Annotated in this window: 11 protein-coding genes; 9 read left to right on the forward strand and 2 right to left on the reverse strand. The window is 63.0% G+C overall.

All coding sequences use genetic code 11. The features are described 5' to 3' along the window. The first annotated feature begins 388 nt into the window (after nt 1-388). The 5 genes from typA to R5R73_RS16840 all read left to right on the forward strand — a co-directional run bounded on the left by typA (nt 389) and on the right by R5R73_RS16840 (nt 6,554). Complete coding sequence (typA, locus tag R5R73_RS16820) at nt 389-2,242, forward strand: translational GTPase TypA (protein WP_322528122.1); 1,854 nt, start codon at nt 389-391, stop codon at nt 2,240-2,242. 298 nt (nt 2,243-2,540) lie between these two features. Then, nucleotides 2,541-3,311, forward strand: coding sequence for an ABC transporter ATP-binding protein (locus R5R73_RS16825; protein WP_303856477.1), 771 nt, complete (start codon nt 2,541-2,543; stop codon nt 3,309-3,311). A gap of 67 nt (nt 3,312-3,378) precedes the next feature. After that, the gene (locus R5R73_RS16830; RefSeq protein WP_322528123.1) at nt 3,379-4,083 is read left to right on the forward strand and encodes an ABC transporter ATP-binding protein; all 705 of its coding nucleotides are present in this window, start codon (nt 3,379-3,381) and stop codon (nt 4,081-4,083) included. A gap of 93 nt (nt 4,084-4,176) precedes the next feature. Next, nucleotides 4,177-5,175, forward strand: coding sequence for a branched-chain amino acid ABC transporter permease (locus R5R73_RS16835; protein WP_322528124.1), 999 nt, complete (start codon nt 4,177-4,179; stop codon nt 5,173-5,175). Continuing rightward, nucleotides 5,175-6,554: a branched-chain amino acid ABC transporter permease gene (locus R5R73_RS16840; RefSeq protein ID WP_322528125.1), complete on the forward strand. Its 1,380-nt coding sequence runs from the start codon at nt 5,175-5,177 to the stop codon at nt 6,552-6,554. Before R5R73_RS16835 ends, R5R73_RS16840 begins: the two co-directional genes overlap by 1 nt. 148 nt (nt 6,555-6,702) lie before the next feature. Here R5R73_RS16840 and R5R73_RS16845 read toward each other — a convergent pair whose 3' ends face one another. Continuing rightward, on the reverse strand, nt 6,703-7,905 hold the full coding sequence (locus R5R73_RS16845) for an ABC transporter substrate-binding protein (RefSeq protein WP_322528126.1): 1,203 nt from the start codon (nt 7,903-7,905) through the stop codon (nt 6,703-6,705). A gap of 273 nt (nt 7,906-8,178) precedes the next feature. Between R5R73_RS16845 and R5R73_RS16850 the strand changes: the two genes are divergently transcribed. The 4 genes from R5R73_RS16850 to R5R73_RS16865 all read left to right on the forward strand — a co-directional run bounded on the left by R5R73_RS16850 (nt 8,179) and on the right by R5R73_RS16865 (nt 11,339). Continuing rightward, on the forward strand, nt 8,179-8,484 hold the full coding sequence (locus tag R5R73_RS16850) for a hypothetical protein (RefSeq protein ID WP_071230841.1): 306 nt from the start codon (nt 8,179-8,181) through the stop codon (nt 8,482-8,484). Next, the gene (locus R5R73_RS16855; RefSeq protein ID WP_071230842.1) at nt 8,468-8,737 is read left to right on the forward strand and encodes a hypothetical protein; all 270 of its coding nucleotides are present in this window, start codon (nt 8,468-8,470) and stop codon (nt 8,735-8,737) included. The genes R5R73_RS16850 and R5R73_RS16855 overlap by 17 nt, the downstream gene beginning before the upstream one ends. Before the next feature lie 198 nt (nt 8,738-8,935). Continuing rightward, nucleotides 8,936-9,739: a trehalose-phosphatase gene (gene otsB, locus R5R73_RS16860; protein ID WP_083387230.1), complete on the forward strand. Its 804-nt coding sequence runs from the start codon at nt 8,936-8,938 to the stop codon at nt 9,737-9,739. A 217-nt stretch (nt 9,740-9,956) separates the two neighbouring features. Then, the gene (locus R5R73_RS16865) at nt 9,957-11,339 is read left to right on the forward strand and encodes an alpha,alpha-trehalose-phosphate synthase (UDP-forming) (protein WP_071230844.1); all 1,383 of its coding nucleotides are present in this window, start codon (nt 9,957-9,959) and stop codon (nt 11,337-11,339) included. 153 nt (nt 11,340-11,492) lie between these two features. Here R5R73_RS16865 and R5R73_RS16870 read toward each other — a convergent pair whose 3' ends face one another. Beyond that, nucleotides 11,493-11,870: a hypothetical protein gene (locus R5R73_RS16870; RefSeq protein ID WP_322528127.1), complete on the reverse strand. Its 378-nt coding sequence runs from the start codon at nt 11,868-11,870 to the stop codon at nt 11,493-11,495. Nucleotides 11,871-12,144: the final 274 nt, after the last annotated feature.

Consider the following 12,144-nt stretch of genomic DNA (forward strand, 5'->3'; position numbering starts at 1 on the left):
TTGCCTGTACAATGCGCGCCCGACCCTCCTACTCAGTGCCCAGGGGACTCGTCGATCCAGCGCAGAGCGTGGATCATCGACTTAGGGGCTGTCGGCGTTTCATGCACGGCCGCGCCGGAGCCAGTTTTTGTGCGGGGCAAGGCGTGAGGAGCGTAGTTTGGTCATTCCAAATGCACGACGAATAACGCAGCAACGTGCAAAAATTGGCCCGGCCCTTCGGGTTGCGCGGCAAATGGCGCCATGCGGCGTTGCGGGATTGGAAAAGGGAACCACCCTTCTCTGCATCCCGCGCCTGGCCTGGCGCCATTTGACCCAGCAACGCGGTTCGCGCTGAAACGTCAACAGCCCCTAGACATGGGCGCACACATTTTACGATGGAAACCGCCCCATGAGTGACAACGCCTCTAACGCTCGCATCGAGAGCATTAGGAACATTGCCATTATCGCCCACGTCGACCATGGCAAGACGACACTGGTCGACAAGCTCCTGAGCCAGTCCGGCACGCTGGATCGCAAGGCCGAAGGCCAAGACCGGATCATGGACTCCAATGATCAGGAGAAGGAACGCGGCATCACCATCCTGGCCAAGAACACCGCGATCCGCTGGAACGACGGTAACGGCCGGGACTACCACATCAATATCGTCGACACCCCGGGACACGCCGACTTCGGTGGCGAAGTCGAACGCGTCATGTCCATGGTCGACTCCGTATTGCTGCTGGTCGATGCCGTCGACGGCCCGATGCCGCAGACCCGCTTCGTGACCCAGAAAGCCTTCGCGCAGGGGCTGAAGCCGATCGTCGTGGTCAACAAGATCGACCGCCCCGGCGCGCGCCCGGACTGGGTCATCGACCAGATCTTCGATCTGTTCGACAATCTCGGCGCCACCGACGAGCAGCTCGACTTCCCGATCATCTACTGCTCGGCGCTCAACGGCATCGCCGGCATGGAACCTGATCAGCTCGCCGACGACATGACGCCGATGTTCAAGAGCATCGTCGACATCGTCGAGCCGCCCAAGGTCGAACTCGACGGCCCGTTCCAGATGCAGATCTCCGCGCTGGACTACAACAGCTACGTCGGCGTCATCGGTCTCGGCCGCATCAAGCGCGGCAGCGTCAAGCCCAGCCAGCAGATCAGCATCATCACCAAGGAAGGTGCGACCCGTAAGGGCAAGATCGGCCAGGTCATGACCCACATGGGTCTGGAGCGCGTGCAGACCGAAGAAGCCACCGCCGGCGACATCGTCTGCATCACCGGTATCGACAATCTGGCGATTTCCGACACGCTGTGCGACGTCAACGTCGTCGAAGCGCTGCCGCCACTCTCCGTCGACGAACCGACCGTCTCGATGACTTTCCAGGTCAACGACTCGCCGTTCGCCGGCAAGGAAGGCAAGTACGTCACCAGCCGCAACATCAAGGATCGTCTCGACCAGGAGCTGATCCACAACGTGGCGCTGCGTGTCGAACAGGGCGAGTCCGCCGAGAAGTTCAAGGTTTCCGGGCGCGGCGAACTGCACCTTTCGGTGCTGATCGAAACCATGCGTCGTGAAGGCTTCGAGCTGGCCGTCGGCCGCCCCGAGGTCATCATCCGCGAGATCGATGGCGTCAAGCAGGAGCCGTACGAAGAAGTCATCATCGACTGCGAAGAGCAGCACCAGGGCGCGGTCATGGAAGAGCTCGGCTATCGCAAGGGCGAGATGACCAACATGAACCCGGATGGCAAGGGTCGTGTGCGTCTGGACTTCATCATCCCCGCGCGCGGTCTGATCGGCTTCCGTGGTCAGTTCCTGACGCTGACCTCGGGCACCGGCATCCTGACCAGCCGCTTCGATCATTATGGCCCGTTGAAGCCGGACGCCTCCATCGAGCGTCGTAACGGTGTGCTGGTCTCCATGGTCGGCGGCAAGGCACTGGCCTACGCGCTTTACGCGTTGCAGGAGCGCGGCAAGCTGATCATCGATCACGCCACGGAAGTCTACGAAGGCATGCTGATCGGCATCAACAACCGTGCCAACGACATGGTGGTCAACCCGACCAAGGGCAAGAAGCTCGACAACATGCGCTCGACGGGTAACGATGAAAACATCGTGCTGACGCCACCGATCAAGTTCACGCTCGAACAGGCGATCGAATTCCTCGATTCCGATGAACTGGTGGAAGTGACGCCAAGCCATATTCGTCTGCGCAAGAAGCACCTGACCGAAAACGAGCGCAAGCGAGCCGGCAAGAAAGGCTGATCACGCGCTGCTGCAGCATCCACGACACCCGCCATTCGGCGGGTGTCGTCGTTTGGGGCCGATAGCGTTGACTCTTCGTACTTCAAGAAACACGACTCATGCCGATAGACGGCTGTACAATCGGCAACATCCCGGGTACCCAGGTAATGGCAACCGTCGTTCATCGTACGTCGCCGTACCGACGTGGGTATCCCGCCGTAGGCAGTACAGATACAACGATACAGCTACAACGAGGCCAGGAGCGCTGCGCCACCGGCGCTCTCACGAACAATAGCAATAACGCTGCAGGGGAGACGCGATGACGCCCATCATCGATGTCCGCAATATCCGCAAATCGTTCGGGGGCCTGACGGTCATCGACGACTGCTCGATTCAGGTCGCCAAGGGTTCGATCACCGGCATGATCGGCCCCAACGGTGCCGGCAAATCGACGCTGTTCAACATCATCGCCGGCAGCCTTGCGCCCGACAGCGGCGAGGTGCTGCTCAACGGCAAGGCGATTACCCACCTTTCCGCCAACCAGCGCTTCCACCAGGGGCTGCTGCGCACGTTCCAGATCGCCCACGAATTCAGCCACCTGACCTCGCTGGAAAACCTGATGATGGTGCCGCCCCGTCAGGAGGGCGAGAACCTGTTCAGTACCTGGCTGAAGCCCGGTGAAGTCCGCCGCCAGGAAGACGAGGTGCGTCGGCGGGCGCTCGAAGTGCTCGACTTCGTCGGCCTCTCTCACGTGCGCAACGAACTGGCCGGCAATCTCTCCGGCGGCCAGAAGAAGCTGCTCGAGCTCGGCCGCACCATGATGACCGACGCTCAGGTCGTGCTGCTCGACGAGATCGCCGCCGGCGTCAACCGCACGCTGCTCGGCGACCTGATGGGCAACATCGAGCGGCTCAACCGCGAGCTGGGCTACACCTTCCTGGTCATCGAGCACGACATGGACATGATCGGACGGCTGTGCGACCCCGTCATCGTGCTGGCCCAGGGGCAGGTGATGATGGAAGGCTCGATCACCGAGATCCAGAACAACCCGGAAGTGATCGAAGCCTACTTCGGCGCCGAACCGGCCTAGGATTGCGAACCGGCCCTAGGCGACGGGCTCGTGGGACATCAGCGACACAACAATCATAGAGCGACACATGCCACTACTCGAAGCAATCGACGTTCATGGCGGCTACGGCGGCATGAACATTCTCAATGGCGTCAACATGACGATCGAGTCCGATGAGATCGGCGTCATCGTCGGGCCCAACGGCGCCGGCAAATCGACCATGCTCAAGGCTGTCTTCGGCCTGCTGACGATCACCCAGGGCGAGATCCGCCTGCGCGGCGAACCCATCACCAATCTTTCGCCGCACAAGCTGGTCGAGATGGGGATGGGCTTCGTGCCGCAGGAGAAGAACATCTTCCCCAGTCTCTCCGTCGAGGAGAACCTGGAGATGGGCGCGTTTCTCAAACCCGCCACCGCCTCGCGTCTCAAGGCGCAGATCTACGAGTTCTTTCCCCCGCTGCTGGAAAAGCGCCGCCAACCGGCCGGCGAACTCTCCGGCGGTCAGCGGCAGATGGTCGCGATGGGGCGCGCGCTGATGAACGAACCCAGCGTGCTGCTGCTGGACGAACCCACCGCCGGGCTTTCGCCGCGCTACATGAATGAAATCTTCGATCGGGTGAAGACCATCAACGCCGCCGGCGTCGGGGTACTGATGGTCGAACAGAACGCCAAGCAGGCGCTGCGGATCGCCCACAAGGGCTTCGTGCTCGCGGCCGGCCAGAATCGATTTACCGATACCGGCGAGGCGCTGCTGAACGACCCGCAGGTGGCCAAGAGCTTCCTCGGCGGTTGAGGCCGTATTCTGGAACGCCCGAGGTTCGCGGCCCGGCTCGAAGCTCGAAGACATCAAGCCTAGCGTCAAACCGATTCCAACAGAGATTTCGTCGTGAATGAGCTGATCTACTTCTTCAACTACGTCGTGGTCGCCGGTAGCGTCACCGGCAGCATCTACGCCATCGGCGCCGTCGGCGTGACGCTGATCTACAGCATCCTGCGTTTCGCCCACTTCGCCCATGCCGACATGATGACCCTCGGCACCCTCATCGTCCTGCTGCTGACGATGGCCTTTCCCCATGCCGGCGATGCGCTGGGTCTGCCCACCGCCATCATCATGCTGCCGATCGCCATGGCCGTCACCTCGCTGATCGCCGTCGGCATCGACCGCGCGTTCTACCAGCCGCTGCGCAGCCACGGCGTGAAGCCGATCGTGATGGTGATCGCCTCGCTGGGTGTCACCCTGATGCTGCAGGGCCTGATCCGGCTGTTCTCCGGCACCGGCGCGCAGAGCCTCTACGTCGACGCGCGCAAGGATATCTTCCGCATCGACCTGCCCGGCGTCACCCGGCCGATCATTCTCACCGAGCCGCAGATCATCCTGTTCATCGTCACCATCGTCGCCGTGGTCGGGCTGCATCTGTTCCTGACCCGGGCGCGACTGGGCAAGGCGATGCGGGCAATGTCCGATAACCCCGATCTGGCACGGGCCTCCGGCATCAACACCAAGCTGATCATCACCCTGACCTGGGTCATCGCCGGCTCGCTGGCCACGATTGCCGGCACCCTGCTGTCGCTGGACGTCGCCTTCAAGCCGGATCTCAGCTTCTTCCTGCTGCTGCCGATCTTCGCCGCCGCCATCGTCGGCGGTGTCGGCCATCCGTACGGCGCCATCGCCGGAGGCTTTCTGGTCGGCTTCGCCGAGACCCTGGCCGTGTTCAACTGGTCGGTCCTGCTCAGACCGATACGCGATAGCCTGCCGACCTGGCTGGAACTGCCGAACAACCTGGCGCTGGTGGGTACCGAATACAAGATCGTCGTACCCTTCTTCATTCTGGTCGCGGTGCTGATCTGGCGACCGACCGGCATCTTCAAAGGGAAGGTGATCTGATGACAGCTTCTTCACAACAACAGTCCTCACCACAACAGCCTTCACCACAACAGCCTTCACCACAACAGCCTTCACCACAACAGCCCGCACCCCAGCGCCCCGCTGGGCCGCCGACGCGCGCGCTCCCCGCTCGCGAGCTGCTGCTGTTCGGCGGGCTGGCCATCGTCGTTCTTGCCGTGTTCGCGACCATGGGGCCTGCCTACTCCACCCGCATGCTGGTGGAAGCATCCTGCTACGCCATCCTCGCGCTCGGCCTGACCATCCAGTGGGGCTACGCCGGCCAGTTCAACGCCGGGATCATGGGCTTCGTCGCCCTGGGCGGCTTCTCGGCCACCTTCTTCAGCATCCCGGTCAATCCCGAGTTCTGGGCCAGCGACCTGCCCGGACGCCTGGGCTGGGTGCTGCTGGCGATGGTGGCGGTCACGGCGATCGTCTTCGGCATCAGCCGCCTCGACCGCATCGGCGTTCCCAGGCTGCTGCGCACCATCCTCGCGGTCGTCGCGGGGCTCGTCGGCTATCTGGTGGTGATCAGCTGGCTGCGCAGCGTCACCGGCGACATAGAATCCCAGGTGGAGTTCATCGGTGGCCTGGGCCTGCCGGTGTGGCTCGGCTGGATCGTCGGGGGCGCGCTGGCCGGCGGTGTCGGCTACTTCATCGGCCACATCTGTCTCGGTCTGCGCAGCGACTATCTCGTCATCGCCACGCTGGGCATCGCCGAGATCATCAAGGCCTTCCTCAAGAACTCCGACTGGCTGACCCGTGGCACCGCGACCATCTCGCCGCTGCCGTGGCCGGTTTCGGACCCCGGCGAAGTCGGCTTCCTGACCGCCCGCGCGCTTTATCTGTCGGTGACGGTGGTGATGATCGCGGTGATCTTCTTCCTGCTCCATCGCGCCTACCACGCGCCCTGGGGCCGCATGATCCGCGCCATCCGCGACAACGAAGTCTCCGCCGCCGCCATGGGCAAATCGATCAATCGCCGCCGCCAGGAGATCTTCGTCTTCGGCTGTATCCTGATGGGGATCGGCGGCGCGGCGCTGACCAGCTTCAACGGCCTGTTCGACCCGCAGGGCTACCTGCCGTTGAACCACACCTTCCTGGTGCTAGTGATGGTGATTCTCGGCGGCCCCGGCAACAACCTGGGCACGCTGTTCGGCGCGGTACTGGTCTACGTGATCTGGATCATGTCGGGGCCGATGGCGCTGGCCGTGATGCACGCCGTCACCGCGCTGGGCGCCCACTGGTTCGACTGGCAGCCGGGTAACCTCGACAGCCGCGCCCTGCAGGCGAGAGTGTTCGTGATCGGCCTGCTGATCCTGCTGGTATTGCGCTTCGCGCCGCGCGGGCTGATACCTGAGAAGGTCAAGCATCACGACTGATCGCGACGCTCGAACAGCCGAACGCGAACCGCAACACTAGAACGCAAAAACCCCGAGCCTGAGCTCGGGGTTTTGTGTCTTGGCTTTTGGGTCCTGGCGCTGTCTTCCCGGGCGTTGCCCTGGAGTCGACGCCTGAAGTCGACGAGGATTATTTCTCGATCGCGCCCTTGGTCACGAACTTGCCGTCTTCCACGGCCATCTCGACCACGATGCCCGGCACGTCACCGTTGTCATCGAACTCCTGGTTGCCGGAAGCACCCTGATAGTCGATCTCCTTGCCTTCAGCGATCAACTGCTTGGCCTTCTCCCACTCGCCCGGCAGGATCGTCTCGCCCGGCGCCGTGGCGACATCGCGCAGCGCCGCGGAAAGCCCTTCGCGATCCGCGCTGCCGTTCTTCTCGATGGCGAGCGCCAGCAGGAAGGCGGCATCGTAGGACTGCGCCGCGAACACCGCACTCGGGTCGATACCGGCCTTCTCGGCCAGACCGTTGAAGACATCCGCCCCCGGCACATCCGGCGAACCCGGACGTGTCGCGATCATGCCCTCGAGCACATCCGCCCCCACGGCATCGACCAGCGAGTTGCCGACCATGCCGTCGCCGCCGGCGAACTGGGTGAACGCCCCGCTTTCATAGGCCTGGCGCAGGATCGTCTGGCCGGACGTGTCGGCGTAGGCCAGCACGACCAGCGTCTGTGAACCGCCGGACGAAAGCTGGCCGATCTCCGAACGATAGTCGGCGCGGTTGTCTTCATGCGCCAGGTTGGCGGAAATCGTGCCGCCTTCGGCTTCGAAGGTCTTGGTGAAAGCGTCGTCGAGCCCCTGGCCGTAGTCGTTGTTGACGAACGTCACCGCCACGTCCTCGATCCCCTTGGACAGCAACAGCTTGGCCAGCTGCACGCCCTGGAACGCATCGGAAGGCACGGTACGGAAGACCAGGTCGTTGTCGTCCAGATCCGTCACCGCCGGCGCCGTGGAAGCCGGCGACACCATCACCACGCCACCGGGGATTGCGGCATTGTTGGCCGCCGCGATCGTCGCACCGGTACACAGCGCCCCCACGATCGCGGTCACCTTCTCGCTGTTCACCAGCCGGTCGGCTGCGTTGGATGCCGCAGACGCATCCGAGCAGGTCGTATCGCCGGAGGGCATCACCATATCTTCGCCATCCAGCAGGCCGCCCTGCTCGTTGACCTCGGCTACCGCCAGTTTGGCACCATCGAAGATCGGCGGTGTCAGGCTTTCGATACCTCCGGTGAAGCCGCCGAGAAATCCTACCTTGACCTCCGCCTGCGCGACACCGGCACATGCCGTGGTGGCAGCAATGGCAAGGGCGAGTACTGTCTTCTTCATCGTTGTTGTCACTCTTTGTTGGGTTGCAAAAGACTGTATTGGGTTGGGTTGCAAAAGACTGTATTGGCTATTGAAAGACAATGTTCACTCTGCTGGCACGCCGACCAAAAGACAAGCGTTCGTAACCGTTCGTGTCTTTGGCTTTCGGCGTGTCCGACCACTTTCCCGACGGCGCTCTCACTGCGCCGAGAGCGCCGGGGAGAACGCTATACTGGCAGCAAATCAGCCGATTGGCAGCTACGCTGAATCCACATCAATGACAAGGAGAGCGACATGCATAAGCATATCGAGTGGGATACCCCGGGCGGCGCCAGTGTCGATGCCCATTACGCCAAGGATGAGCAGCATCGCGTTACCCCGCAGCCAGGCATGATGCTGACCGCTCGCTATCACGGTGCCACGGTGCGTGTTCAGGTCGAGGCCTACAAGGACGGCGTCAGCATCGGCAAGGTCGCCGCCCTGATCGATGACGACGGCAAACGTCACGATAGCCACGGCGGACTCGGTCTCGGCGATATGGTAAGGCTCCCCGATGACAAGCGGGCCTTCCAGGCGCCAGCCGATGACGAAGACGATTGAGCGGCCTGGCTACGCCGCCAATCCCGATCAAGCCATCAAGACGATGGTTTCCTATTGCTTCATGGAGGAAGAGAGAATGCAAAAGCAAGCCCGCGTCGAACCGGTTTTCGACAGCAGCGACCTGAAAGAGACGATTACCGGCTGGGTGGTCATCGACGAAAGCCAGCCCGACAACGAGAACGTCGTCTCCGAGCATGCAAGCCAGGAAGAGGCGCTGCGTGCCGCCGAGCAATTCGAGCAGGCCGAGCACTAGGCCGCACGGCACGCTCATCCACCGGGTTCGCGCCCAAGGCGAGGGCGCGCCAGGGCAGCGCTGGCAATCTGGTCGGCGTTGCCGACCGTCATCTCGAGTCGTTCATCATGGAGCCCGCGCCTGGCGTTCTCCTGGAGCGACCCGAGCAAGATACGGAGACGAACCCGCCCTTTCACCCAGAGGAGTTCGCGCAAGCCAATGCCCACATCTTCGACGCCTTCTTCTTCGTCGCGACGCCCTTCTCCGTCACGACGCCCTTCTTCGCAGCTCCCCCTGCCAAGCCGCGACTGGGCGCTGTTTCTGGATTTCGACGGCACTCTGGTGTCGCTTGCCGCCCATCCCGACGACGTTCACGTATCGCCGCGCCTGAAGACATTGCTTGGTCAACTCGACAGAGCCTTCGACGGCGCCGTGGCCGTGGTCAGCGGGCGCCCGCTGGACCAGCTCGAGCGTCTGCTCGCACCGGTGTCGCTACCGATGGCAGGCATTCACGGGCTGGAATGGCGCAACCCCGACGGCACGCGGCACACGGCGGTCGATCAGCCCGCCCAGCTGGCCTCCTGTCGTGACGCCCTGGCATCCTTCGTCGAGGCCCACCCAGGCCTGCACTACGAAGACAAGGGCGTCTCGTTGACCCTGCACTACCGCACCGCGCCCGAACTCGCCGAGACATGTCGCGAGTTCATCGAGGCCCAGCATCGCGCACTTGGCGATACCTTCGAGCTGATCCCCGGCAAGTGCGTCTTCGAGCTGCGTCCCAGCGGCTATCATAAAGGAACCGCCGTTGCCCGCCTGCTCGATGAAGAATCAACGTTCCAGACCCGCACGCCGGTGTTCATCGGCGATGATGTCACCGACGAAGACGCCTTTCGCACCGTCAACGCTCGCGGTGGCCATTCCGTACGCGTCGGCAGCCAGGATGAGACTGCCGCAACCTATCATCTGCAATCAGTACAGGAGGTACTGACATGGCTGGAGACTCTGACAACGCCAGATCCCTGACCCCGCTTCGTCATGCGGGCCGGACTTTCGAACCCGGCCTCATCGACAACCCTCGGATCGGCGCACGGCTCCCGGACCAGGGGAACGGCAAAGGACGGCTCTCCGAAGGCCTCCACACCGGGAATCACGAACCGTGGAGCCTCTCCCCGCAGACCTGCCGCATGGTCGAGTTGACCGACTCGGCAACACATTTCAGTCGTAACCGGGAGGAGGCCATATGACACGTCTCGTCGTCATTTCCAATCGCGTATCCATCCCGGAACCCGACAAGTCCCAGGCCGGCGGCCTGGCGGTGGCGATCACCGGCGCCCTCGACGAATACGGCGGGCTCTGGTTCGGCTGGGACGGCGAGGTCAGCGAAACGGCCGTCAGCGAGCCCACCACCGTTCAGCGCGACAACATCACCTACGCCACCCTGCCGCTATCCCGGGAAGACTATGAAGACTACTACCTGGGCTTCTCCAACGAAGTCCTCTGGCCCGTCTTCCACTTCAACCTTGGCGCCATGGACTTCCGGCTGGAGTACGCCAAGGCCTATCAGCGGGTCAACGACCGCTTCGCCGGCGCCCTGAGCAGCCTGCTCGAAGGTGGCGAACTGATCTGGGTGCACGACTATCACCTGCTGCCGCTGGGCAAGGCGCTGCGCAAGGAAGGCGTCAAGGACCCGATGGGCTTCTATCTGCACATCCCCTTCCCCAGCTACGACCTGCTGCGCGCAATGCCCGGCTACCGCGAACTGCTCGACGACCTGCTCCACTACGACCTGATCGGCTTCCAGACCAACAACGATCTGCACGCCTTCCGCCAGGCCGCGATCGAAACCTTCGGCGCCGAGATTTCCGGCGACACCATCGAGTGCAACGGCCAGAAGATTCGTACCGGCGTCTACCCGGTGGGTATCGATGTCGACGAGCTAACCGCCGAAGCCGAGCACTCCCGCGACAACGAACAGGCGCGTCAGCTCAAGGCGGATCTCGGCGAACGCGACCTGATCATCGGCGCCGACCGGCTCGATTACTCCAAGGGCCTGGTACAGCGCTTCAACGCCATCGAGGCGCTGCTCACCAACTTCGAGCATCGCCGCCAGAAGACGATCTTCATGCAGATCGCCAGCCCCTCGCGCAGCGCGATCCCCGAGTATGACGAGCTGCGCCGCCAACTCGAGGAGATGGCCGGGCATATCAATGGCACCTATGCCGATCTCGACTGGATGCCAGTGCACTATCTCAACCAGACCTTCCCCCGCGATGCGCTGATCGGCCTGTTCCGTTCCGCCCGGGTCGGCCTGGTGACCCCGCTTCGCGACGGCATGAACCTGGTCTGCAAGGAGTTCGTCGCTGCCCAGGATCCCGAAGACCCCGGCGTACTGGTACTCAGCGAGCTGGCCGGCGCCGCCAAAGAGCTGAGCCGCGCGCTACTGGTCAATCCCTACGACGTGCATGCCATCGCCAGCGCCATCGAACAGGCCCTGAACATGCCGCTCGAGGAACGCCAGGAACGCTACCAGCAGATGATCGGCGTGCTCAGGCGCAACAGCCTGCTCGAATGGCGCCGGCGCTTCATCGAACACCTGAGCCAGCAGAATACGGACGCCACCTGACCGGGAATCACGAGCCCTGCCAGAATGGCGAAGGCCAGGCACAAAAAAGCCCCGGACCAGGGGAGGGTCCGGGGAAGTTGGAGGTGTGGGGGAAATCGAGGGAGACGCTGCTCGGCGCCCGTCTCCCGGGCGCCAACCGTTGATACGGCGCGATCAGTCGAGGCTGGCGAACGTCACTTCCACATTGCCATGGCCGCTGCTATCGGCGCCACCGCTCACGTTCTGCAGCGCCTGGGCCGCGGCAACACTCTGACCCTGACCGACGAGTTCGCCATTGCCTCCAAGGAGATGCGTCCCGTGCCGGGTCGAGTCTTCGACGCTTGCCAGAGCGCGATCGGCTGCGACGCTATGACCACCGCTGACGGTGTCGACACGATACTCGGTCGGCAGCACGTGATAGCTGGAAGTCGTCTGCGTATTCAGCGCTTCATGCTGCTGAGCGAATGCCCGTTGCTCCATGACGCTGTTGGCCTGAGCGGCGGCAGGCAGTGCAACGACCAGTGCGATAGCGGCGAGGATGCGAGTTTTCATGATGACACTCCAATATCTGCGTTTGCGTGGCAGGCCCCTTGGCCCAACCGATGACGAGATTATGGAGGCCTACTCATTAGGTGGCTAATCAGTTGGTGCAAAGTCGAGTATCAGCGGGATTGATGGATAGCGGCTCGCTGTCAGCGTCTTGCCACTTCGCGCTGCCTTGGCGGCAGAGCGCCCGGCGTTCGAAGCGATTCACTCCAGGCGTAGGGCGGGATAGCGATAGGCTCCATCGCCGATCACTGGCGGTTCCGGCTCGATCGGTTCAGTC

This window comes from Salinicola sp. LHM (genome assembly GCF_034479735.1).
Taxonomy (GTDB): domain Bacteria; phylum Pseudomonadota; class Gammaproteobacteria; order Pseudomonadales; family Halomonadaceae; genus Salinicola; species Salinicola salarius.

What these genes read in the sequence shown, in the direction of transcription:
- typA (WP_322528122.1), top strand. Translation starts at nt 389, where the DNA reads ATGAGTGACAACGCCTCTAACGCTCGCATCGAGAGCATTAGGAACATT.
- R5R73_RS16825 (WP_303856477.1), top strand. Translation starts at nt 2,541, where the DNA reads ATGACGCCCATCATCGATGTCCGCAATATCCGCAAATCGTTCGGGGGC.
- R5R73_RS16830 (WP_322528123.1), top strand. Translation starts at nt 3,379, where the DNA reads ATGCCACTACTCGAAGCAATCGACGTTCATGGCGGCTACGGCGGCATG.
- R5R73_RS16840 (WP_322528125.1), top strand. Translation starts at nt 5,175, where the DNA reads ATGACAGCTTCTTCACAACAACAGTCCTCACCACAACAGCCTTCACCA.
- R5R73_RS16845 (WP_322528126.1), bottom strand. Translation starts at nt 7,905, where the DNA reads ATGAAGAAGACAGTACTCGCCCTTGCCATTGCTGCCACCACGGCATGT.
- R5R73_RS16850 (WP_071230841.1), top strand. Translation starts at nt 8,179, where the DNA reads ATGCATAAGCATATCGAGTGGGATACCCCGGGCGGCGCCAGTGTCGAT.
- R5R73_RS16855 (WP_071230842.1), top strand. Translation starts at nt 8,468, where the DNA reads ATGACGAAGACGATTGAGCGGCCTGGCTACGCCGCCAATCCCGATCAA.
- otsB (WP_083387230.1), top strand. Translation starts at nt 8,936, where the DNA reads ATGCCCACATCTTCGACGCCTTCTTCTTCGTCGCGACGCCCTTCTCCG.
- R5R73_RS16865 (WP_071230844.1), top strand. Translation starts at nt 9,957, where the DNA reads ATGACACGTCTCGTCGTCATTTCCAATCGCGTATCCATCCCGGAACCC.
- R5R73_RS16870 (WP_322528127.1), bottom strand. Translation starts at nt 11,870, where the DNA reads ATGAAAACTCGCATCCTCGCCGCTATCGCACTGGTCGTTGCACTGCCT.